At 73.2% G+C, this 22,398-nt stretch carries 19 protein-coding genes; 9 read left to right on the forward strand and 10 right to left on the reverse strand.

Annotated elements, in window-relative coordinates; all coding sequences use genetic code 11:
* Positions 1 to 55 precede the first annotated feature (55 nt).
* Positions 56 to 1,243, forward strand: a complete 1,188-nt coding sequence (locus MTP13_RS01395; RefSeq protein WP_243569287.1) for an ROK family transcriptional regulator — start codon at positions 56 to 58, stop codon at positions 1,241 to 1,243.
* Positions 1,244 to 1,252: 9 nt separating this feature from the next.
* On the opposite strand, the gene MTP13_RS01400 is transcribed toward MTP13_RS01395, so the two are convergent.
* The 4 genes from MTP13_RS01400 to MTP13_RS01415 form a co-directional block, all read right to left on the reverse strand.
* On the reverse strand, positions 1,253 to 2,269 hold the full coding sequence (locus tag MTP13_RS01400) for a LacI family DNA-binding transcriptional regulator (protein ID WP_243569288.1): 1,017 nt from the start codon (positions 2,267 to 2,269) through the stop codon (positions 1,253 to 1,255).
* A 10-nt stretch (positions 2,270 to 2,279) separates the two neighbouring features.
* Positions 2,280 to 3,269: a nucleoside hydrolase gene (locus MTP13_RS01405; protein WP_243569289.1), complete on the reverse strand. Its 990-nt coding sequence runs from the start codon at positions 3,267 to 3,269 to the stop codon at positions 2,280 to 2,282.
* The gene (locus tag MTP13_RS01410) at positions 3,266 to 5,485 is read right to left on the reverse strand and encodes an arylsulfatase (protein WP_243569290.1); all 2,220 of its coding nucleotides are present in this window, start codon (positions 5,483 to 5,485) and stop codon (positions 3,266 to 3,268) included. Before MTP13_RS01410 ends, MTP13_RS01405 begins: the two co-directional genes overlap by 4 nt.
* A 66-nt stretch (positions 5,486 to 5,551) precedes the next feature.
* Positions 5,552 to 6,892, reverse strand: a complete 1,341-nt coding sequence (locus MTP13_RS01415) for an MFS transporter (RefSeq protein WP_243569291.1) — start codon at positions 6,890 to 6,892, stop codon at positions 5,552 to 5,554.
* 240 nt (positions 6,893 to 7,132) lie between these two features.
* Between MTP13_RS01415 and MTP13_RS01420 the strand changes: the two genes are divergently transcribed.
* Together MTP13_RS01420 and MTP13_RS01425 are read left to right on the forward strand one after the other, a co-directional pair.
* The gene (locus MTP13_RS01420) at positions 7,133 to 7,795 is read left to right on the forward strand and encodes a YqaJ viral recombinase family protein (RefSeq protein ID WP_243570901.1); all 663 of its coding nucleotides are present in this window, start codon (positions 7,133 to 7,135) and stop codon (positions 7,793 to 7,795) included.
* Entirely contained in the window at positions 7,792 to 8,580 is a 789-nt protein-coding gene (locus MTP13_RS01425; RefSeq protein WP_243569292.1) for an alpha/beta fold hydrolase, read from the forward strand. The genes MTP13_RS01420 and MTP13_RS01425 overlap by 4 nt, the downstream gene beginning before the upstream one ends.
* On the opposite strand, the gene MTP13_RS01430 is transcribed toward MTP13_RS01425, so the two are convergent.
* Both MTP13_RS01430 and MTP13_RS01435 read right to left on the reverse strand, forming a co-directional pair.
* The gene (locus tag MTP13_RS01430) at positions 8,519 to 9,226 is read right to left on the reverse strand and encodes a Pr6Pr family membrane protein (protein WP_243569293.1); all 708 of its coding nucleotides are present in this window, start codon (positions 9,224 to 9,226) and stop codon (positions 8,519 to 8,521) included. The genes MTP13_RS01425 and MTP13_RS01430 overlap by 62 nt on opposite strands.
* Before the next feature lie 40 nt (positions 9,227 to 9,266).
* Positions 9,267 to 10,226 carry an ArsR/SmtB family transcription factor gene (locus MTP13_RS01435; protein ID WP_243569294.1) on the reverse strand — a complete coding sequence of 320 codons (960 nt, stop codon included), beginning with the start codon at positions 10,224 to 10,226 and terminating at the stop codon, positions 9,267 to 9,269.
* Between the two features lie 56 nt (positions 10,227 to 10,282).
* On the opposite strand from MTP13_RS01435, the gene MTP13_RS01440 reads away from it, so the two are divergent.
* Entirely contained in the window at positions 10,283 to 11,647 is a 1,365-nt protein-coding gene (locus MTP13_RS01440; RefSeq protein ID WP_243569295.1) for an MFS transporter, read from the forward strand.
* Here MTP13_RS01440 and MTP13_RS01445 read toward each other — a convergent pair.
* The 3 genes from MTP13_RS01445 to aceA all read right to left on the reverse strand — a co-directional run bounded on the left by MTP13_RS01445 (position 11,644) and on the right by aceA (position 15,339).
* The gene (locus MTP13_RS01445; protein ID WP_243569296.1) at positions 11,644 to 12,198 is read right to left on the reverse strand and encodes a GNAT family N-acetyltransferase; all 555 of its coding nucleotides are present in this window, start codon (positions 12,196 to 12,198) and stop codon (positions 11,644 to 11,646) included. The genes MTP13_RS01440 and MTP13_RS01445 overlap by 4 nt on opposite strands.
* Positions 12,199 to 12,268: 70 nt before the next feature.
* The gene (gene aceB, locus MTP13_RS01450; protein ID WP_243569297.1) at positions 12,269 to 13,933 is read right to left on the reverse strand and encodes a malate synthase A; all 1,665 of its coding nucleotides are present in this window, start codon (positions 13,931 to 13,933) and stop codon (positions 12,269 to 12,271) included.
* A 71-nt stretch (positions 13,934 to 14,004) separates the two neighbouring features.
* Complete coding sequence (aceA, locus tag MTP13_RS01455; protein WP_243569298.1) at positions 14,005 to 15,339, reverse strand: isocitrate lyase; 1,335 nt, start codon at positions 15,337 to 15,339, stop codon at positions 14,005 to 14,007.
* 368 nt (positions 15,340 to 15,707) lie between these two features.
* On the opposite strand from aceA, the gene MTP13_RS01460 reads away from it, so the two are divergent.
* From MTP13_RS01460 to MTP13_RS01480, 5 genes are all read left to right on the forward strand, one after another.
* A complete protein-coding gene (locus MTP13_RS01460) occupies positions 15,708 to 16,865 on the forward strand; it encodes an ABC transporter ATP-binding protein (protein WP_243569299.1) in 1,158 nt (385 codons plus the stop codon).
* Between the two features lie 55 nt (positions 16,866 to 16,920).
* Complete coding sequence (locus MTP13_RS01465; RefSeq protein WP_243569300.1) at positions 16,921 to 18,105, forward strand: polyamine ABC transporter substrate-binding protein; 1,185 nt, start codon at positions 16,921 to 16,923, stop codon at positions 18,103 to 18,105.
* Positions 18,098 to 19,024 (forward strand): ABC transporter permease, encoded by a 927-nt coding sequence (locus tag MTP13_RS01470; RefSeq protein ID WP_243569301.1) that lies wholly within the window; start codon positions 18,098 to 18,100, stop codon positions 19,022 to 19,024. Before MTP13_RS01465 ends, MTP13_RS01470 begins: the two co-directional genes overlap by 8 nt.
* Positions 19,021 to 19,863: an ABC transporter permease gene (locus MTP13_RS01475; protein ID WP_243569302.1), complete on the forward strand. Its 843-nt coding sequence runs from the start codon at positions 19,021 to 19,023 to the stop codon at positions 19,861 to 19,863. Before MTP13_RS01470 ends, MTP13_RS01475 begins: the two co-directional genes overlap by 4 nt.
* A 66-nt stretch (positions 19,864 to 19,929) precedes the next feature.
* Positions 19,930 to 21,585, forward strand: coding sequence for an amidohydrolase (locus tag MTP13_RS01480; RefSeq protein WP_243569303.1), 1,656 nt, complete (start codon positions 19,930 to 19,932; stop codon positions 21,583 to 21,585).
* 240 nt (positions 21,586 to 21,825) lie between these two features.
* Here the strand turns inward: MTP13_RS01480 and MTP13_RS01485 are convergent, their stop codons facing one another.
* Positions 21,826 to 22,284, reverse strand: coding sequence for a hypothetical protein (locus MTP13_RS01485; protein WP_243569304.1), 459 nt, complete (start codon positions 22,282 to 22,284; stop codon positions 21,826 to 21,828).
* Positions 22,285 to 22,398 lie beyond the last annotated feature (114 nt).

A 22,398-nucleotide genomic window follows, 5' to 3' on the forward strand; every position in this document is an offset into this window, starting at 1 on the left:
TCGTTCCGAATTTGTGATGAACCAGAGCGACAAGGCGGTGTGCTTTACTCGATACATGGTCGACACGAGTCGGGTGTCCGCGCCCGGCACCTCCGGGGCGAGCGAGCTCTTCCAGCTGCTGCGCGACGGTGCGCCGCGCACCCGCGCCGCCCTCGCCCAGGCCACGGGGCTCGCCCGTTCGACCGTCGCCGCGCGCGTCGACGAACTCATGCGCCTCGGCCTCGTCGCCCCCGTCGCCGACGCCGCCTCCACCGGCGGCCGCCCGCCCTCGCAGTTCGCCCTGAACCCCAGTGCCCGCGTCGTGCTCGCCGCCGACCTCGGCGCCTCGCACGCGACGCTCGCCATCACCGACCTCACCGGGGCGGTGCTCCTCGAGCGCAGCGAGCCGATCGACATCGCCGCGGGGCCGGAGGCCGTGCTCGGCTGGCTCGTCGAGACGGGCGTCGCCATGCTCCGCGAGCTCGGCCGCGACCGCACCGAGCTCGTCGCGATCGGCATCGGCATCCCCGGTCCCGTCGAGCACTCGACCGGCCGCCCGGTGAACCCGCCGATCATGCCCGGCTGGAACCGCTTCGACGTGCCCGGCTGGGTGCAGCAGCACCTCGAGGTGCCCGTGCTCGTCGACAACGACGTGAACATCATGGCCCTCGGCGAGCGCCAGGCCGCCTGGCCGAACACCGACCACCTCATGTTCGTGAAGGTCGCGACGGGCATCGGCGCGGGCATCATCTCGGGCGGGCTCCTGCAGCGCGGCGCGCAGGGCATCGCCGGCGACATCGGCCACGTGCGGGTCTCGCGCGGCGCCGGCGTGCCCTGCAGCTGCGGCAACCAGGACTGCCTCGAGGCGCTCGCCTCCGGCCCCGCCATCGCCCGCGCCCTCCGCGAGCGCGGGCTCGACGCGGCGGGGGGCCGCGACGTGGTCGCGCTCGTGCAGCGCGGCGACCTCGACGCCATCCAGGCGGTGCGTCAGGCGGGCCGCGACATCGGCGAGGTGCTCACCGCCTCGGTGAGCCTCATCAACCCCTCCGTCATCGCGATCGGCGGCTCGATGGCCCGCGCCGGCGAGCACCTCATCGCGGGCGTGCGCGAAGCGGTCTACACGCGCTCGATGCCGCTCGCCACGGAGCACCTGCAGATCGTGCAGTCGGCGGCCGCCGAGAACGCGGCCGTGCTCGGCGCGAGCATGCTCGCCATCCAGCACGTGCTCTCGCCGGAGGGCATCGACCAGCTCGCCGCCCGCTGAGCCGCGCGGCTACCGCGTCGGCACGAAGGACTCGCGCACGACGAGCTCGGCCTCGAGCGGCGGGCGCGGGGCGTCCCGCCCGGCGAGGGCGTCGGCGAGCAGCCGCATGATCGCGTGCCCGTTGCGCTCGGCGGCCGCGGACAGGGTCGTGATCGCCGGCCGCACCTGGGCGGCGAGCGGCACCTCCTCGCCGCTCAGCACGACGAGGTCGCCCGGCACCCGGAGCCCGCGCGCCTCGGCCGCGCGGATCGCGCCGATCGCCATCGGCACCGTCGCGGCCAGGATGCCGCCCACGCTCGAGCGGTGCAGGAGCGCCGCGGCGGCCGCCTGCGCGCCGTCGAAGTCGTACGGCGTCTCGACGACGAGCTCGGGCGCGCCGGGCGACAGCGCGTCGAGATAGCCGGCCACGAGCTGCCGGCCGAGCGGGCCGATGCCCTCGCCGACGAGCAGGGCGACGGGTCCGTGCCCCGACCCGGCCATCGCGCTCGTCGCCGCCCTCGCGGGCTCCCGGTAGTCGAAGCCGAGGCTCAGCGCGTGCCGCGCGTCGTCGCGGTCGACGGTGGTGAGCACTGGGATGCCGTGCTCGTGCAGCACGTCGAGGGCCTGCAGCGTCTCGGGCTCGACGAGCGCGTCGGCGGTCGCGAGCACGACCGCGTCGACCCCCTGCTTCGGCAGCTTCTCGAGCACCCGTCGCAGGCGGGTCTCGCTGTGCGCGAGGTCGTAGAGCATGACGCTGTAGCCGAGGTCGTCGGCTTCGTGCGAGATCGTCTTGGCGAGGCCGCCGTGGAAGGGCTGCGACACATCGCCCACGAGGAGGGCGATGGTGCCGGTCCGCCCGTTCCGGAGGCTCCGGGCGGCGGCGCTCGGCACGAAGTTCAGCCGGTCCGCGGCGGCGCGCACCTTCGCGAGCGTGTCCGGCGTGACGCGCTCCGGCTCGTTCAGCACCCGGGAGACGGTCGTACGGGAGACGCCGGCGAGCCGGGCGACATCCAGGATGGTCGCCTGGCCGCGTTCCGGTGCCGTCACATCCGCGATCCTATCGAGCCGGGACCGCCGCACCGGCGTCGACGGCGGCGAGGAAGAGCTCCGCGCAGCGCGCGCCGTCGAGGTCGAGCACGACCTCGACGTGGCTCTCGGCATCCTTCGTCGCCTCCCCGCCCGCGCCGAGCCCGCTGCGGAGGTCGACGACGGTGCAGCCGCGCGTCGGCCCCTCGGCGAGCGCGACGCGCACCGGCGCGCGCCGGAGCTGCAGCAGCGTCGGGTCGATCACCGCCGCGACCGTGCCCGCGTCGCCGATCGCCGCGGCCCCGGCCCCGTCGACCCGGCCCTCGTCCTCGGTGACCCCGGCGAGGTGCGCAAGCAGGGAGCCCGCGGCGCGGGCGACCGGATCGGCCGAACGCCCGAGCTGCGCGATCCGCTCCGCGGGCACCGTCGCGCGGTAGAAGGGCTCGAGCCCGTACATCACGACGGGCACGCCGCTCGTGAGCACGATCTCGGCGGCCTCGGGGTCGTGCCAGACGTTGAACTCCGCCGCGGCGGTCGCGTTGCCGGCGCCGACCGCGCCGCCCATCATGACGATCCGCGCGATGCGGGGCAGCACCTCGGGATGCATCCGGAGCAGCACCGCGACGTTGGTGAGCGGCGCGAGGGCGATCACGGTGACCGGCTCCGACGCGGCGAGCAGCGTGCGCCGCAGCAGCTCGACCGCGTGCACCGGCTCGACCTCGCGCCCGCTCGGCGGCAGCTCCAGAGCGCCGAGCCCCGTGGCGCCGTGCACGTAGCTCGCGTCCTGCGGCGTCTCGACGAGCGGCCGGTGCATGCCCGCGGCGATCGGCACCGGCGGTGCGCCCGCGAGGTCGAGCACGCGACGGGTGTTCTCCACGACCTGGGCGATCGGCACGTTGCCTCCCGCGCAGCTGATCGCGAGGAGCTCGAGGGCGGGATGGCGCACCGCGAGCAGCAGGGCGAGGGCGTCGTCGACACCGGTGTCCACGTCGAGCACGACGGGGATCGGCCGGGCGCTCATTCGCTCGCCAGGATCAGCTCGGCGTACTCGGCGGCATCGTCGGCCGCGGGGTGCACGTCGATCGCGACGAGCTCGAGCAGCTCGGGGTCGACCGGCACGGCCTGCAGCGGGCTGAACGCGCTGACGGGGGCGCGGCCGACGTCGAGGCCCCAGAACGACAGGTGCGCCCCGGTGCGCGGGATCCGCGCCGAGCCGAGCTCCTCGCCGCCGGCCTCGAGCACGAGCTCGCCGCTGAGGTCGGGCAGCGAGCGCAGCCGGAACCCGGCCTCCCGCTCCCCCGGCGCGAGGGCTCGCGACGCGCGCAGCTCGACGGTCTCGCCGAGCGCCGAGTGGGCGAAGGCGAGCACGCCGTCCTCCAGCGCGAGCACGTAGCCGCCCTGGGCGTTGCCGCTCGACAGCAGCACGCCGCTCGCCGCCGAGGCGTCGGCGCGGAACCGCGCCCGCGCGTCGATCGAGCGGTTCGAGCCGGTCACGGCGCTCGGGAACGGCACGTGGCTCTGGCCGGGCCGCAGCACGATCCGGCGCTCGGCGTAGAGGCCGATCGGTCCGCGCGCCTCGATGACCTCGTGCAGCGGCCGGTCGTCGAGCGGGAAGACGTCGTGCCGGCGCGCCTCCCGCCACCACAGCTCCTGCAGCTCGGCGAGCCGTTCGGGCTCGCGCGCCGCGACGTCGGTGGCCTCCGCGAAGTCGGCGGCCGTGTCGTAGAGCCGCCACTCGTCGTCGGCGTAGTCGGTGCCGGGGACGTGCGCGGTGACGGCGCGCCATCCCTCGTGCCAGATCGCCCGGTGGCCGAGCGTCTCCCAGTACTGGGTGCGGCGTCCGGCCGGGCTGGCGGCGTCGGCGAGGGTCGCGGCGACGCTGCGGCCGTCGAGCTCGCCGGGCGCCTGGATGCCGAGCAGCTCGTAGAGCGTCGGCGCGACGTCGATCGCGTGCACGAACTGCCGGCGCACCCCGCCTGGCGTGCCCGGCCCGTTCGGCCAGGAGACGACGAGCGGCGAGCGCACCCCGCCGAGGTCGACGAACTGCTTGTAGCGGCGGAAGGGCGTGTTCCCCGCCATCGCCCAGCCCTCGGGGTAGTGCGAGCCGCCGGTCAGGGTGCCCACCCGGTCGAGCTCGCCGACGAGCTCGGCGGCCGGGCGGCGGATGCCGCTGTACGGCGCGTTGGTGTCGACGTCGCCGCCGGGCCCGCCCTCGCGGCTGGCGCCGTTGTCGCTCGTGACGAGCACGATCGTGTCGTCGAGCTCGCCGAACTCGCGCAGCGCGGCGACGACGCGGCCGAGCTGCGCGTCGGCGTGCTCGAGGAACCCGGCGAACGCCGCCTGCAGCGCCGCGTACACGCGGCGCTCGTCCTCGTCGAGCTCGGCCCAGGGGCGCACGCCGTCGTTGCGCTCGGCGAGCGGGGTGCCCTCGGGCACGAGCCCGGCCTCGATCTGCCGGGCGAGCCGGGCCCGCCGGGTCTCGTCCCAGCCGACGGTGAAGGTGTCGAGGTACTGCTCGATGAACTCCCGCGGGGCCTGGAACGGCGCGTGGGTCGCGCCGAAGGCGAGGTGCAGGTAGAACGGGTCCCCGGGCCGGAACGCGAGGTGGTCGCGCACGTAGCCGATGGCGCGGTCGGCGAGGTCCTCGCTGAGGTGGTAGCCCTCGCGCTCGGGCACCGGGGCGGGGTGGTTGTCCTCGAAGAGCTCGGGCTCGTACTGGTCGGTGCAGCCGTCGAGGAAGCCGTAGTAGCGGTCGAAGCCGCGGGCGAGCGGCCAGTTGCCGTAGGGGCCGGCGGGCGTGATCTCGTGCAGCGGCGCGAGGTGCCACTTGCCGACGAGGTAGGTGCCGTAGCCCTCGCCGCGGAGCACCTCGGGCAGCAGCGGCACGTCGCGGCGGATGGAACCGCGCGAGTTCGGGAAGCCGGTGTCGGTGTCGGCGAGGAAGCGCATGCCGATGCCGTGGTGGTTGCGCCCGCTCAGCAGGGCGGCGCGGGTCGGCGAGCAGAGCGGGGTGACGTGGAACCCCGTGTAGCGGAGGCCGGCATCGGCCAGGGCGTCGATCGTCGGCGTCCGCACCTCGGAGCCGTAGCAGCCGAGGTCGCCCCAGCCCGTGTCGTCGAGGATGACGACGACGACGTTCGGGCGCTTCGGCCCCTCGCCCCGCTCGGGCCACCACGGGGTGGACTCGGCGACGGTGGTGCCGATCCGGCCGGGGAAGTCGGGATGCGTGGTCGACATGGTGGTGCCTTTCCGGGCCGGGCGGATGCCCCGGCCGATGCCTGGTCGCGGGAGTGGGGCCGGGGCTCAGCCGGCGTGGCTGCGCGCCGCCGGCTCCGGCAGCGGCAGCGCGGCGTGCGAGCCGAAGCGCGGCTTCACGATCGCGGTGAAGACGAGCGCGACGACGGCGACGAGCACGAGGTAGCTCGAGACCGACCAGGTCTGCCCGCCCGCGGCGTTCGTGAGCGCCTGCGCGATGAGCGGGCCGAAGCCGCCGCCGAGCACGGTGCCGAGCTGGAAGCCGAGCGACATGCCCGAGTAGCGCACGCGCGGTTCGAAGAGGTCGGCGAAGAGCGTCGCCTGCTGGCTGAACAGCAGGCCGACGAGGATGCCGCTGACGCCCGTCGCCGCGAAGAGGCCGACGACGGTCTCGGTGCCGATGAGCCAGAACATCGGGAACGCCCAGAGCACCAGCAGCCCGAGCCCGACCATGAGCAGCCGGCGCTGGCCGTAGCGGTCGCCGAGGTGCCCGGCGATCGGCGTGGTGACGAGGTTCGTGAGCGAGGAGAACACGTTCGCGAGCAGCACGACGGTGGGGTCCATGCCGAGGGCGCCGGAGGCGTAGCCGAGCACGAAGACGCCCTGGATGAGGCCGAGGGTGGTGTCGCTCGTGTGGATGAAGACCGCCGCGGCGATCTCCTTCGGGTAGCGCCGGATGGCCTCCCAGACGGGCAGCTTCGCCTCCTGCTTCTTCTCCTGCACGGCGACGAACTCGGGGCTCTCGTCGACCTTCAGGCGCAGGAAGACGCCGACGACGAGCAGCAGCGCGCTCGCGAGGAAGGGGATGCGCCAGCCCCAGGCGACGAGCGCCTCGAGGCCGATGGTGGCGGTGAGCAGGGCGACGACGCCGCTCGAGAGGATGACGCCGATCGGGGCGCCGGCCTGCACGAGGCTGCCGAAGAAGCCGCGCCGCGCGGTCGGGGCGTGCTCGACCGCGAGCAGGGCGGCGCCGCCCCACTCGCCGCCGATGCCGATGCCCTGCAGCACGCGCAGCACGACGAGCAGGATGGGCGCGGCGACGCCGATCTGCGCGTACGTCGGCAGCACGCCGATGAGCACGGTGACGGTGCCCGTGAGCATGAAGGTGAACAGCAGCACGCGCTTGCGGCCGATGCGGTCGCCGAAGTGGCCGAGGATGATGCCGCCGAGCGGCCGGGCGATGAAGCCGACGGTGAAGGTGGCGAGGGAGAGCAGGGTGGCGACCCCGGCGTCGCCGGTCGGGAAGAAGACCTGCCCGAAGACGAGGGCGGAGAGCGTGCCGAAGACGAAGAAGTCGTAGTACTCGAGCACCGATCCGATGGTGCTGGCGGTGACGGCGCGCCAGGAGGCCGCTGGGGCCTTCGTGGGCGAGGGGGCGGTCGTGTCCATGTCACTCCTCATTGAACGTGCGGACTCGGGGTTTGGGGGATGGAATCGATTCCGGAATCGATTCCACAGCGTACGACGCGATTCCGCGGCCGTCAATCCCCCGACCCCGGGCGGCATCCTGCTCCGGCGTCCTGCTCCGGCATCCCGTCCCGGCATCCGGCCGTCGTCGCCCGACGGCGGTACCCTCGGAGGGTGACCGAGCCCTTCGCCCTCTTCGACCTCGACGAGGTCGCCCCGAGGGTGTCCGAGGCGCTCCGGCACGAGCCGCATCCGCACGAGCGGCGCATCGTCGCCGATTCCGGCGACCGCGTCGCCTGGCTGCGAGCGCGCAGCCAGGGCATCACCGCGACGGATGCCGCGAAGCTCGCCACCCGCGAGTCGGTCCGCGCCGCCGCCCACGAGAAGCTGCACGGCTCGCGGCGCAGCTTCGGCGGCAGCCGCTTCACCGACCACGGCCGCGAGCGCGAGCCCGTGATCGCGGCCTGGGTCCGGCAGACGCACGGCATCCTGCCGTCGAGCCTGCTGTTCCACGCCGAAACCGAGCACCGTCACCTCGCCACGCCCGACGGGCTCGTCGCCGACGCGGCCGGCCGGCTGACGCTCTGCGAGATCAAGACCACCTCGAAGCCCTGGCGCTCCATCCCCCGCTCGTACCTCCGCCAGGTCTGGTGGCAGCAGTACGTGCTCGGCGCCGAGCGCACCCTCGTGGTCTGGGAGCAGCACGACGACTTCGTGCCCGTCGAGGCCGAGCCGCGCTGCCGCTGGGTCGACCGCGACGACGACGAGATCCAGCGCCTCGTCACCCTCGCCGGCGAACTGCTCGAGGCGATCGGTCCGCGGCCGCCCGCGCAGCAGCCCCGCGAGCACGACCGCTCCTTCTACCGGCCGGGCGCGCTGGCGTGACCGCGCTGCTCCTGCACGGACTCGGCGCCGACCGTCGCCAACCGTTGGAGCTGCTCGCCCCGCCGCTCATCGGCGTCGATGGCCCCGAGGTGCGACTCATCGCCACCGACGCCCGGGCGCACGGCGACTCGCCCCGCATCGGCGAGGCCCACGACTTCGCACTCGACCGGCTCGCCGAGGAGGCCGTCGCCGATGCGCTCGCCCTCGAGCCGGGCCTCGCGGAGGGTCCGGTGACGCTCCTCGGCATCTCGATGGGCGCGGCCCTCGCCCTGCGCATCGCGCTGCGCGGCCTGCTGCCCGTCGACCGGGCGGTCTTCGTGCGCCCCTCCTTCGACGACACCCCCTACCCCGAGCACCTCCGGCCGTTCCCCGTGATCGGGCAGCTGCTGCACGACCGGGGCCCGGCCGCGGTCGAGGACTTCCGCGAGAGCTGGCACTACCGCACGGTGGAGCACCGCTCACCGGCGGGCGCGCGGGCGCTGCTCAGCCAGTTCGGCTCGCCGCGGGCGGCCGAGCGGGCGGTGCGCCTCGTCGAGGTGCCGCGCAACCGCGCGTTCTCCGGCGACGCGGAACTCGCGGGCCTGCCCGAGGCGGGCATCCGCTCCCTCGTCGTCGCCGCCGAGCGCGACCCCGTGCACCCGGTCGAGCTCGGCGAGCGCTGGGCCGCCGGCCTGCGCGCCGAGCTCGTCGTCGCGCCGCCGCGGGAGGACGGCATCCCCGCGCTCAGCGCGCGGATTCGCGAGGGCGTGGCGCGCTGGCTCGAGGCGAACCCGCCGCGCCGCTGAGTGCGGCCTCGCTCCGGTACGGCCAGCTCGTGCGGCTGACGGCGAGCACGCCGGCCCCCATCAGCAGGATGAACGCGGCGATCGCGACGACGTAGACGAGCACGCCGTCGTTGCCGACGCCGGGCGCCACGTTCGGGTTGAGGAACGGGTACGGGTACCAGTCGACGAGCGCCCCGCGCAGCATCGTGTACGCGGCCCAGACGAGCGGGTAGACGGCGACGAGCCAGAGCCGGCGCCACGCGATCGGGCGCCGCCCGGGCGCGAGCACCCAGTCGAGCAGCACGTACAGCGGCGCCCAGACGTGCAGGATCTCGTTCGACCACGGCACCGTCGCCGCCTGGTCGAGCGCCAGATCGCGCAGCAGCAGGTTGAACACGACGAGCGTCGTCGTGAGGTAGGTCGTCGCGCAGGCGCGCACGAGCGCGAACGCCGGGGAGTCGTCGCGCCTGCGGAAGGCGAGCACGGCCCCCACGACGAGCACGACGGCGCCGATCAGGTTCGACTGGATCGTGAAGAAGCTGAAGAAGTTCACCAGGAACACGCCGGGCTCGGGCACGAGCGAGAGGCTCTTCACGAACTGGCCGACCACGGCGGCGACGATGGCCGCGGCGACGACGAGCCGCAGGACCGCGAAGGCGATGCGCATGGCCAGAGCCTAGTGGTGGGCGGGAGCCGAGGAGCGGGCGCTACGCGCTGCGGCCCGCGAGGAGCGCCGAGCCGAGCTCGCTGCGCAGGTACAGCACGCTCCGGCCGGAGCGGGTGCCGACGAGGAGGCCCGCGTCGCGGAGCGCGCGCAGGTGCTGGTTCACGGCGCTCGTGGTCACACCGAAGCGCACGCCGAGCTCGGTCGAGGAGGCGGGGTCGCCGAGCGCCGCGAGCAGCTTCGCCCGGGTCTCGCCGAGGATGCCGGCGAGCGCCGCGGGGTTCGCGACCGGCTCGGTCTCCCAGAGCGCGCCCTGCCCCCGCGCCGGGTACATCAGCATCGGCGGCCCGTCGCCGACGGGGGCGGACGCGCGCCGGGTGAACATCGTCGGCATGAGGGTGAGCCCGTTGCCGTCGATGGGCTGCAGTCGGTCCTCCGGGTCGCGCAGCCGCACCGCGACCACGCCGTCGGCGTAGTCGACGGTGTGCGAGATGCCGTTCAGCATCGTCGACAGTCCGTTCTGGGCGATCTGCCGGCCGCGGTACACGACGTCGGCCTCGAGCACGGTGCGCATGCGCGGCCAGTAGGGCTCGAAGGTCGCGGTCCAGAGCTCGCGGAGCGCACGGATGACCCGCCGGAACGCCGCGCGCGGCGGCCCACTCAGCGGCTCGGGGATCCGGCCGTGCACGGCGAGGAGGTCCGCGAGGAACACCTCGATCGGCAGGGCCTCGAGGGCGGCGAACTCGTCGTCGATGCGGGTGAGCGGGGAGGCCGGGCGCGGGTTCAGGAAGTCGGGCGTCCAGAGCCGCTCGTCGATGAGCGCCTGCAGCACCTCGAGGTCGAGATCCGCACGGGCGTCCTCGGTGCGCCGCAGCCACGGCAGCTGCAACGGGAACCCGGCGGGCACCATGACGGCACGGAGCGAGAGGCCGAGCTCGCACAGCGGCGAGATGCCGAACCGCACGGCGCCGACGTCGGACTCGTTCAGCACGTACCTGAGCATGAAGCACAACGCTACATCGATTTCGCGAGGCATCCGCCTCTGGCAGAACTGAATCCGTGACCAGCACCCCGCCCGCCGACGCCCCCGTCCGCCCCCCGCTCCGCGAGCGCCTCGCCGCCGCGGTGAGCGACCCCGTGCTGCGCATCCTCGTCGGATCGACGCTCATCTCTCGCGTCGGTCGCGGCATCTTCCTCACCGTCACGGTGCTCTACTTCACCCTCATCGTCGGGCTCACCCCGGGCGAGGTCGCGATCGTGCTCGCCTCGGCGAGCGCGGCGGGCGTGCTCGCCTCCTTCGCGGGCGGGTGGCTCGCCGACCGGGTGAGCGCTCGGCGACTGCTGCTCTGGGCGACCGGGATCGAGGGCGTCGCCCTCATCGCCTACGTCTTCGCCGGGGACTTCCTCACGGCCCTCGTCATCGCGATCGTCTGCGGGCTCTTCGAGCAGGGTGCGAACTCCACCCGCTCGGCGATCATCGCCCGGGCCTTCGAGGGCGAGGCGCGGGTCGGCGCACGAGCGGTGCTGCGCACGGTCACGAACGCCTCCATCGCGGTCGGCTCGGGCCTCGGCGCGCTCGCCCTCGCGATCGGCACCGCCGAGGCCTACCGCGCGCTCATCGTCGGCGCGGGCCTGCTCTATCTGCTCGGCCTCGTGCAGCTCGTGAAGCTGCCCGCCCGGGTCGACGCCCCGGCGCGCGCGCCGATCGCCGAGGTCGTCACGGCGACCGGCTCGGTGGATGCCTCGGCCACGGCCGCGGCCGCCCGCACCGCGCGCCGGGATTGGCGCAGCCACTCCCCCTGGCGGAACCCCAGGTATCTCCTGCTGACCGCGCTCAGCGCGATCTTCGGCATGCAGTTCGGCGTCGCCGAGCTCGGCGTGCCGCTCTGGATCACCCGCGAGACGGCCGCGCCCGAGGTGCTCATCTCGGTGCTGCTCATCCTGAACACCGCGATCGTGATCGTCTTCCAGGTGCCCGCCTCGCGCGGCACGCACGACCTGCGCGTCGCCGGGCGGGCCTCGGGCATCGCCGCGTGGCTGATGGCCGCGGCGTGCCTCGTCTACGCGGCGGCGGCCGGGCTGCCCGTGGGCTTCGCGATCGCCGTGCTCGTCATCGCGGCCGTCGCGCACGCCTTCGCCGAGGTGCTCTCGCAGGCCGGCGGCTGGGGGCTCAGCTTCGAGCTCGCCGACCCGGTGCGCGCGGGCGCCTTCCAGGGCGTGTTCGGCATGGGCTACTCGGTGGGCGCGCTCGCGGCGCCCCTCGTCGTGAACGCGACGGCGATCTCGCACGGGCTCGCCGGCTGGGCCGTGCTCGCCGGGGTGTTCCTCGCCGCCGGCCTCGGCATCCGCTGGATCGCCCGGCGCGCCGCGAACCGGGCCGACGCGGCCTCGGCCGAGCTGCCGGCGCCCGCGGCCTCCGTCTAGATCCCGGCGGGCGCGTCGAAGGCGCGCTCGAGCACGAGGTCGTGCTCGAGGCGGCCGCCGAGACGGAACCGTTTCGTGCCCACGCGGGCGAAGCCCTGCTTCTCGTAGAAGCGGATCGCCCGGGCGTTCTCGGCGTTCACGCCGAGCCAGACGCTCGCGGCCCCGCCCGCCGCGGCGACCTCGAGGCTGGCGGTCATGAGCTCGGCCGCCACCCCGCGGCCGTGCACGCCGGCGCGGGTGTAGAACTTGCTGAGCTCGATCGTGGGCCGGGTGGCGACGACGGCCGCGGCATCCGCGTCACCCGGCTCGCCGCCCACGAGCATCGACCATCCGATCAGCCGGCCGCCCTCGTCCGCGGCGAGGAGCACGGCCCTGGCCGGATCGTCCAGGTGCGCCGCGAAGCGCTCCGGCGTGAGCTCGGCGGCGAGGTACGCCGCGATGTCCCCGGCGGTCGCCCCGGGCGGGCAGGCGAGCGGGAAGGTCTCGGCGGCGAGCTCGGCCAGCTCGTCGAGGTCGGCGGGCGCGGCGGCGCGGATCGTCAGCACGGTCACCCTCCGATTCTGCCCGACCGCGACTTGCCCGACTTTCATGAAAGTCGGGCAAGTCGGGGGTGGGCGTCGCTCAGAGGAAGCGGGCGTACGCGCCGAGGGTGAGGAACGTCGGGAACTCCGGCTCGAGCGCCACCGTGCGGAACACCTGGATGGCGTCGTCGAAGCGGTCGCCCTCGAAACGCGGCAGCCCGCGCACCGCCTCGCCCATCGCCTGCACGATGTAGGTCTGGTCGATGCGGGTGCCCTCGGCCGTGACCGTGTTGTCGTGCAGCCACTGCCAGATCTGCGAGCGCGAGATCTCAGCCGTCGCGGCATCCTCCATCAGGTGCTCGATGGCGGCCGCGCCGACGCCGCGGAGCCAGGACTCCACGTAGCGGATGGCGATCTGGATGTTGTCGATCACGCCCGCCTCGGTGACCGCGCCGCCGACGGAGGGGATGTCGAGCAGCTGCGCCGCCGTGACCTCGACGTCCTCGCGGAGCCGCTCGAGCTGGTTCGGCCGCTCGCCGAGCACCCGGTCGAACTCGGCGCGCGCCGTCGGGATGAGGTCCGGGTGCGCGACCCAGGTGCCGTCGAAGCCGTCTCCCGCCTCGCGGCGCTTGTCGGCGGCGACCGCGGCGAGCGCGCGCTCCGTGATCTCCGGGTCGCGGCGATCGGGGATGAACGCGCTCATGCCGCCGATGGCATGCGCCCCGCGGCCGTGGGCCGTGCGCACCAACAGCTCGGTGTACGCGCGCATGAACGGCACCGTCATCGTGATCTGCGCCCGGTCGGGCAGCACCCAGCGGCGGCCGCGGCTGCGGAACGTCTTCACGATCGAGAAGATGTAGTCCCAGCGGCCGGCGTTCAGCCCGGCGCAGTGCTCGCGCAGCTCGTAGAGGATCTCCTCCATCTGGAACGCGGCCTGGATCGTCTCGATCAGCACCGTCGCCCGGATCGTGCCCTGCGGGATGCCGAGCGCGTTCTGCGCGAAGAGGAAGACGTCGTTCCAGAGCCGGGCCTCGAGGTGCGACTCGAGCTTCGGCAGGTAGAAGTACGGCCCGCGGCCGAGCTCGATCAGCCGGCGCGCGTTGTGGAACACGTAGAGGCCGAAGTCGACGAGCGAACCGGAGGCGTGCATGGCGCGCCCCGTGCGGTCGTGGAAGCGCAGGTGCTTCTCGGTGAGGTGCCAGCCGCGCGGGCGGAACACGATCGTCGGCGTCTCGGCGAGCTCGCGCTCGACGCGGTACTCCTTGCCCTCCGGGCTCGTGAAGCCGAGCCGGCCGCGCAGGGCGTCGGCGAGGTTCAGCTGGCCCTCGACGATGTTGCGCCAGGTGGGGCTGGTGGCGTCCTCGTGGTCGGCGAGCCAGACCTTCGCGTCCGAGTTCAGCGCGTTGATCGTCATCTTGCGGTCGGTCGGGCCGGTGATCTCGACGCGGCGGTCCTCGAGCCCGGGGCCGGCGCCCGCGACCCGCCAGCTGCGGTCGGCGCGGATCTCGGCGGTCTCGGGGAGGAAGCGCGGGTCGCGGCCGTTCGCGGCGTCCACGCGGGTCTGCAGCCGGGCGGCCAGCAGGTCGTGCCTGGTGTGCGCGAAGCGGTCGTGCAGGGCGGCGAGGAAGTCGAGGGCGGCGGGCGTGAGGATCTCCTCGTAGCGCTCGCCGAGCGGGGCGGTCACCTCGATCCAGGGCGAGACGGTGGCGAAGCCGCCGGTGCTCTGGCGGGGCTCGGTGCGGTCGAGGGCGGGTGCGATGGTCATGAGGTCGTCTCCTTGGTTCCGTGGAGGTGAGGCCCGGCGCGCCGAGAGGATGCCTCGGCGCGCTCAGGGCGTCAGAACTGGTCTTCCTCGGTCGATCCGACGAGGGCGAGCGTGGCGCTCTGCGGGTTCAGCGCGGTGGCGATGCGGTCGAAGTAGCCGGTGCCGACCTCGCGCTGGTGGCGCGTGGCGGTGTAGCCGGCGGCCTCCGAGGCGAATTCCGCCTCCTGGAGCTCGACGTAGGCCGACATGTGCCGCTCGTTGTAGTCCTTGGCGAGCGTGAACATGCCGTGGTTCAGGGAGTGGAAGCCGGCGAGGGTGATGAACTGGAACGCGTAGCCCATCGCCGCGAGCTCGCGCTGGAACTTCGCGATCTGCTCGTCGTCGAGGTGGCGCTTCCAGTTGAACGAGGGCGAGCAGTTGTAGCTCAGGCGCTTGCCGGGGAACTTCGCGTGCACCGCCTCGGCGAAGCGACGGGCGAGCTCGAGGTCGGGCTCGGCCGACTCCACCCAGAGCAGGTCGGCGTACTCCGCGTAAGCGAGGCCGCGGGCGATGACCGGCTCGATGCCGTTCTGCACCTCGTAGAAGCCCTCGGCGGTGCGCTCGCCGGTGACGAAGGGACGGTCGCGCTCGTCGTGGTCGCTCGTGAGCAGGGTCGCGGCGAGCGCGTCGGTACGGGCGATGATGATCGACGGCACCCCGGCGACGTCGGCCGCGAGCCGGGCGGCGTTGATGGTGCGGATGTGCTGGCTCGTCGGGATGAGCACCTTGCCGCCCATGTGGCCGCACTTCTTCTCGCTCGCGAGCTGGTCCTCCCAGTGCACGCCGGCGGCGCCCGCCTCGATCATCTGGTGCATGAGCTCGTAGGCGTTCAGGGGGCCGCCGAAGCCGGCCTCGGCGTCGGCGACGATCGGAGCCATCCAGTCCTTCTGCTCCTGCTCGCTCGCCCCCTCGCCCGCCTCGATCTGGCCGGCGCGCAGCAGCGCGTTGTTGATCCGGCGGACCACGGCGGGGACCGAGTTCGCCGGGTACAGCGACTGGTCGGGGTAGGTCTGGCCGGAGAGGTTCGCGTCGGCGGCCACCTGCCAGCCGGAGAGGTAGATGGCCTTCAGCCCGGCGCGCACCTGCTGCACGGCCTGGTTGCCGGTGAGGGCACCGAGCGCGGCCGACCACTCGGGCTCGGCCATGGGCGCGAACGCGGTTCCGGTGTTGCGCTGGAGGTCGTCCCAGAGCCGCTCGGCACCGCGCTTGGCGAGGGTGCGCTCCTCGCGCACCGGGCCGCGCAGGGCGATGACGTCCTCGGCCGTGTAGTCGCGCCGGACTCCCTCCCAACGCGGGTTCGCGTCCCACTCGAGCTGCAGCTCGGCAGCGGTCTGGGTCTGGTCGCCGGGGCGGAAGGGGGTGCTCATCGTCGTGCTCCGTTCGAGTTCGCCGCGGGGTGCGGTTCGCTGTGGTGCCATCCATGCTGCGTGCGCCCAGCGGGTCGCGGACGACGATCCGGGGGGTGAACTTTCCCCGAAGTTCTGCTCGACGGAAAACCGCCGCCCCGTCTCGTCGCGCGAGCCGCCGGCGCCCATAGCCCCTCCGAACCGCGCTCGGGTTTCGGCGCGGTGACGAGCGCTCGGACGAACTGTCGCCCTTCGCTCGCGGGGGCCGATGAATCGTCCGGTTCTGCACCCGGCCATTGCCCCCGCCCGCCCCCGGCGGTTGAATGGCGGCACGCGAGTGAACGGCGGCATGCAAGGTGGCGTGCCGCGGACCCGGGAGGTACCACGAGGTGACGACGGCGACCGAGGCGAGAACGGCCTCCCAATCCAGTGTTCGGGCGGGCTCCGTCGAGATCGACCGGGTCACGAAGCGGTACGGCGAGCAGACCGCCGTCGACGGCGTCTCGCTCACGATCGAGCCGGGCGAGTTCCTGTCGCTCCTCGGTCCCTCCGGCTGTGGCAAGACGACGACGCTGCGCATGATCGCGGGCTTCGAGCAGCCGAACGAGGGCGACATCCGCGTCTCCGGCCGTTCGGTGCTCGGACTGCCGCCGTACCGGCGCGACGTCAACACGGTGTTCCAGGCGTACGCGCTGTTCCCGCACATGTCGGTCGCCGAGAACGTCGCGTACGGTCTGCAGCAGCGGCGCACGCCGAAGTCCGAGCTCCGCGAGCGCGTGGCCGAGGCGCTCGAGCTCGTGCAGATGCGCCGCTTCGCCGACCGCAAGCCGACCCAGCTCTCGGGCGGCCAGCAGCAGCGCATCGCCCTCGCCCGGGCCCTCGTGAACCGTCCGGCCGTGCTCCTCCTCGACGAGCCGCTCGGCGCCCTCGACCGGCAGCTCCGCGAGGAGATGCAGCTCGAGTTGAAGCTCCTGCAGTCCCGGCTCGGCATCACCTTCGTCTTCGTCACGCACGACCAGGGCGAGGCGCTGTCGATGAGCGACCGCATCGCGATCATGCGCGACGGCCGCATCGAGCAGCTGGCCGACGCCGACACGATCTACGCCCGCCCCGTCTCGGCGTACGTCGCCGCCTTCGTCGGGCAGCAGAACTTCTTCCGCGGCCCGGTCGTCGCGGGCGGCGCGGCCGTCGAGTCACCGCACGCCGTCGTGCAGGGCACGGGCGCGACGCTCGCCGGCGTCGCCAACGGCCAGGCCGCGGTGCGGCCCGAGTTCGTGCGCATCGAGGCCGACGACGCGGCGACGCCCGCCGCGCCGAACTCGGTGCGCGGCACCCTGCTCGGCGTCTCCCACCTCGGCGAGACCATGCAGTACCTCGTGCGGCTCGGCGAGGAGCAGAGCCTCATCGCCCGCCGGCCCACCCCCGAGGCGCCGGCGCTCGAGCTCGGCCAGGCCGTGCGCTGCTCCTGGTCGGCCGAGAGCGTGCTGCTCTTCCCGGCCGACGAGGCCGCGCAGGCCGGGGGCTACGTCCCCCCGCCGACCGAGTGACCGCCCCGGCATCCACCGCTCCCCGCTGTCCCGCAGAACGACCCAGGAGGACCCCATGACCGAATCGACCCCCACCGTGCGGATCCTCGCGAGCACCGACGCCGCGAAGGTCATCCGCCGCGAACTCAGCCGCCGCGGCTTCCTCAGCGCTGCGGTCGCCGCCGGTGCGACCGGCGTGCTCGCCGCGTGCAGCCCGGGCGGCGGGGCCCAGAACGCCCCCGTCGCGACCGGCGGGCCGCTCGAGTCGAAGCTGTCGATCTACACCTGGGGCGACTACGACGCGCCCGACGTGCTCGAGGCGTTCACGAAGGAGCTCGGGCCGAAGATCACGCTGAGCTCCTTCAACTCCAACGAGGAGCTCATCTCGAAGCTCGTCGCGGCGAAGGGCACGAGCGGCTTCGACATCGTCGTGCCGACCGGCACGTTCATCCCGCAGATGATCGAGAACGGGCTGCTGCAGAAGTTCAACATGGAGCTCATCCCGAACATCGAGCACATGGACCCGGCGTTCCTCGGCCGGGCCTGGGACCCCGACAACGAGTACTCGATCTGCAAGGCCTGGGGCACGACCGGCTTCGTCTACGACAAGAACATCATCACGCGCGAGCTGAAGGACTGGAACGACTTCATCGACGCCGCGCAGAACGAGGCGAGCGGCAAGACGAGCGTGCTCGACGATCCCGCCGAGCTCACCGGCATCTACTTCTGGGCGAACGGCATCGACTGGACCACCACCGACCCGGCCGAGCTCGACGCGGCCGAGGACTTCCTCGTGAACACGCTCGCCCCGCACGTCGCCGCGTTCGACTCCTACCCCGGCGGCTCGGCGATCCCGCAGGGCACCCAGGTGCTCATGCAGTCGTGGAACGGCGACGCCCGCCTCGGCATCCTGGAGAGCCCGGACCCCAGCCGCTGGCAGTGGGTGCTCGGCTCCCCCGCGACCGAGCTGTGGATGGACAACTGGGCCATCCCCGCCGGCGCGCCGAACCCCGAGGCCGCGCACGCCTTCATCAACTACGTGCTGACTCCCGAGAACTCGCTCGCCGAGCTCGACTACATCGGCTACCACACGGGCGCGACCGGCATCGAGCAGGCGGCGGCCGACGCCGAGCTGCCGATGCTCGACCTCGTGTTCTTCACGCCCGAGCAGGTCGAGACGATGCACGAGGGCGAGGTGAACGAAGCGCAGGAGCGCATCGTGGAGATCTGGAACACGATGAAGGCGGCCGCCGGTGCGTAAGAGCGCCGGCGTCGCCCTCGCCTTCCCGGCGTGGGTGTGGCTGCTGGTCTTCTTCGTCGCCCCGGTGGGGATGGTGATCTGGTTCAGCTTCGGCTACAAACCGGGCATCTTCGGCACCCACGCGAACGACGTCCTGAGCTTCGACCGCTACGCGGAGGCGATGTCGCCGACGTTCTTCGCGACGTTCCAGAACACGCTCTGGGTCGGCATCGCGGGCACCGTGATCTGCCTGCTCGTCGGGCTGCCGGTGGCGTACTGGATGGCCGTCAAGGCGCCGCCGTCGCGCCGGGGGCTGCTCGTCGCGCTCGTGATGGTGCCGTTCTGGACGAACTTCCTCGTGCGGACCATCGGCTGGCAGGTGATCCTGGCGCCGGAGGGGTGGCTGTCGGGCGCGCTGCAGGCGGTCGGCCTCATCGACGGCCCGCTCGAGCTGCTGTACACCCGCGGGGCCGTGCTGCTCGGCGTGGTCTACAACTATCTGCCGCTGATGATCCTGCCGCTCTTCGTCGCGTTCGACCGGGTCAGCGGGCCGCTGCGCGAAGCCTCGAAGGACCTCGGCGCGGGCCGCTGGACGACCTTCTTCCGGGTCACCCTGCCGCTCGCCCGCCCGGGCGTCGTCGCCGGCGTGCTGCTCGTGTTCATCCCGCTGATGGGCGACTACATCACGGCGACCGTGCTCGGCGGCGCGAAGGGCAACATGGTCGGCCAGCTCGTCGCGAGCCAGTTCCAGACCGCCCAGAACTGGGCGCTGGGTTCAGCGATGGCGGTGCTGCTCATCATCGTGATCATGGCGACCGTGGCGGTCGGGGCCGGCCTCGTCTGGCTCGTCACGCTGCCGTTCCGCAGCCGGAACCGGCTCGTGCTCGGCGAGCCCGAGCCATCCGCCGCGTCCAAGCCCGTCGAGGAGGTGGCCGCATGAAGCAGCGGTCGTGGTCGGATGTCGTCCTGAGCGTCTGGGGCGTGCTCGTCTTCGTGTTCCTCTTCGCGCCGATCCTCGTGATCATCGTGTCGTCGTTCAACGTGGGGCGCCTGCTCGTGTCGTGGCAGTCCTTCGGCTTCGACTCGTTCCTCGCGCTCTTCGAGAAGCCCGCGATCCGCGACGCCGTGTGGATCTCGGTGCAGACCGGCTTCATCGCCGCGATCGTCGCGACGCTGCTCGGCACCCTCGCCGGCATCGCCATGGCGCGCCACCCGGGCAAGTGGGTGTGGTGGTTCCTCGGGCTGCTGCTGCTCGTCTCGGTGACGCCCGAGATCGTCGACGCCGTGGCGCTGCTGCCGTGGATGGTGTTCCTCGGTCAGGACCTCGGCATCGGGCTGTTCAACGACGGCATCATCCGCCTCGTGATCGGCCATTCGCTGTTCTCGGTCGCGGTGGTCTCGTATCTCGTCCGGGCGAGGCTCGTCGGCCAGGAGGGACAGCTCGAGGAGGCCTCCGCCGACCTCTACGCGAAGCCGCCCGCCACCTTCCGCCGGGTGACCCTGCCGCTCGCGATGCCCGCCGTGCTCGCCGGCTTCCTGCTGTCGTTCACGCTGAGCCTCGACAACACCGTCATCGCGGCGTTCGTGCAGGTGTCGGGCACCACCCCGTGGCCGGTGTACGTGCTGAGCGCGCTGCGCAGCGGCCTGCGCCCGGAGATCGCCGCGGTGTCGACGATCATGCTCGTGCTGACGCTGTTGGCCCTCGGCCTCGTCGCGTACGTGCTGCGGCGCGCGGGCGACTCGGCCGCCGACATCGCTCGCACCATGGGCGGCGGCTGAGCCGCCGCGCTCGCCCGCTCCCCTGCTGCTCGCGCGCCTTCGCGCGCCCTCTGAAAGGACTCACGGATGCCTCACGCCGATCTCGTCTTCACGGGCGGCCCCGTCTTCACCGCCGACCCGGTGCGCTCGCGCGCCTCGGCCGTCGCCGTCTCGGGCGGCCGCATCGTCGCCGTCGGCGCGGACGACGACGTGCGGGAGCTCATCGGACCCGGCACCGAGCACGTCGACCTCCGCGGTCGGCTGCTCGTGCCCGGCTTCCAGGACGCGCACGTGCACCCCGTCTGGGGCGGGCTCGACATGCTGCGCTGCGACCTCCGCGACGCCGAGACGGAGGGCGCCTACCTCGACACCGTCGCCGCCTACGCGGCGGCGCACCCGGACGCGCCGTGGATCCTCGGCGGCGGCTGGGGCATGTCCGCGTTCCCCGGCGGTACCCCCACCGCCGCGGCGCTCGACCGGGTGCTGCCCGACCGGCCGGCGTTCCTGCCGAACCGCGACGGGCACGGCGCCTGGGTGAACAGCGCCGCGCTGCGACTGGCCGGGATCGACCGGCACACGCCCGATCCCGCCGACGGCCGCATCGAGCGCGACGCCGACGGCGCGCCGACCGGCACGCTGCACGAGGGCGCCATGGACCTCGTGCGCCGGCACCTGCCCGCCACGACGCCGGAGGAGCTCGAAGCGGCGGTGCTCGAGGGGCAGCGGTACCTGCACTCCTTCGGCGTGACCGCCTGGCAGGACGCGATCGTCGGCGACTACGGCGTCGGCGACGATCCCGGCCGCGCGTACCTCTCCGCCGCGGCATCCGGCCGGCTCACCGGGCGCGTCGTGGGCGCGCTCTGGTGGGACCGTGCGAGGGGGCTCGAGCAGATCGATGGGCTCCTCGCGAAGCGCGAGGAGTACCGCGGCGGCCGCTTCGCCGCGACGAGCGTGAAGATCATGCAGGACGGCGTCGCCGAGAACTTCACGGCTTCGATGCTCGAGCCGTACTGCGACGGCCATGGGCACCCGACCGACAACTCGGGCATCTCCTTCGTGCCGCCGGAACTCCTGAACGAGGCTGCGCCCCGTCTCGACGAGCTCGGCTTCCAGCTGCACTTCCACGCGATCGGCGACCGGGCGGTGCGCGAGTGCCTCGACGCCGTGGAGCACGCGATCGCCCGCAACGGTCGGAACGACCACCGGCACCACATCGCGCACCTGCAGGTGGTGCACCCGGACGACGTGCCGCGCTTCCGCGAGCTCGGCGTGGTGGCGAACATGCAGTCGCTGTGGGCGGCGCTCGAGCCGCAGATGGTGGAGCTCACGCTGCCCTTCTTGGGCTCGCCGCGCGACGCGTGGCAGTATCCCTTCGGCGATCTGCTGCGCTCGGGGGCGGTGCTCGCGGCGGGCAGCGACTGGTCCGTGTCGACGCCGAACCCGCTGGCCGCCATCCACGTCGCGGTGAACCGGGTGTCGGCGCCCGGCGAGGAGGAGGGCGAGTACCCGCCGTTCCTGCCCGAGCAGGCGATCGATCTCGCGACCTCGCTCACCGCGTACACGGCTGGCTCGGCCTTCGTGAACCACCTGGACGAGACCGGCACGATCGCGGTCGGCAAGCTCGCCGACTTCGCCGTGCTCGACCGGGATCCCTTCGCCGGGCCGACGGAAGAGATCGGCGCGACGCGGGTGCTGCAGACCTTCGTCGAGGGCGAACGGGTGCACGCGGCCGCGGACGCCTGAGGCGGCCGCCTTCGCCGGTCGCACCTGCGCGCACGGCCGCGTCTGCGCGCTCGGCCGCGTCTGCGCGCTCGGCCGCGTCCGCGCGCTCGGCCACGTCTGCGCGCTCGGCCACGCCCGCGCGCACGGCCGCGGCATCCGAAACGCGAAACGGCCCGCACCCTCTCGGGTGCGGGCCGTCGTGGTTCCGCTCGAGCGCTCACACCGGCGCAGGGTTCGCTGCGGCGCGGCGGCGCGGCCCGGTCAGCCGGCGCAGACGGTGCCGAGCTCGGTGACCGACTCCTGCAGCGAGGTGATGTGCTCGCTCATGGCCGAGATGTCGGCGTTGGCCGGGTCGGCGACCATGCCGTCGAGGTAGACGACGTACTCGTCGAGCGCGACGGCGGCCTGGTCGGCAGCGGCCTTGACCTCGGGGTTGCCGACCTTGGCGGCGGTCTCCGAGACGGTGCCCGACGCTTCCTTGAGCGCAGCGAGCGCCGCAGCGGGGTCGCTGGCGTCGACCGAGCTCAGGCCGGAGAGCTCCTGCAGCGCGTTCTGCACGTCGGTGCACGCCTCCTGCTTGGTCTGGTCGGCCGCGGGCGCCTCGGCCTGCTTCTCCGCCTTCGCGGCGGTGCCCTCGGCGTTGCCGCCGGAAGCACAGCCGGCGAGCAGCAGTGCCATCGCGGCGAACGAGACGGCGGCGATCTTACGGGTTGCGGTCATGATGGTTCTGGTTCCCTCCGGTTCCCGGGTCGGTCCCGGTCCCCCGCGGACCATCCAAGCAGCAGAGCGGCCTCCCCCCAAATGGGGAGGGGTGCCCACCGGTATCGTCGGCCG

Source organism: Agromyces soli (assembly GCF_022811605.1).
Classification (GTDB): Bacteria; Actinomycetota; Actinomycetes; order Actinomycetales; family Microbacteriaceae; genus Agromyces; species Agromyces soli.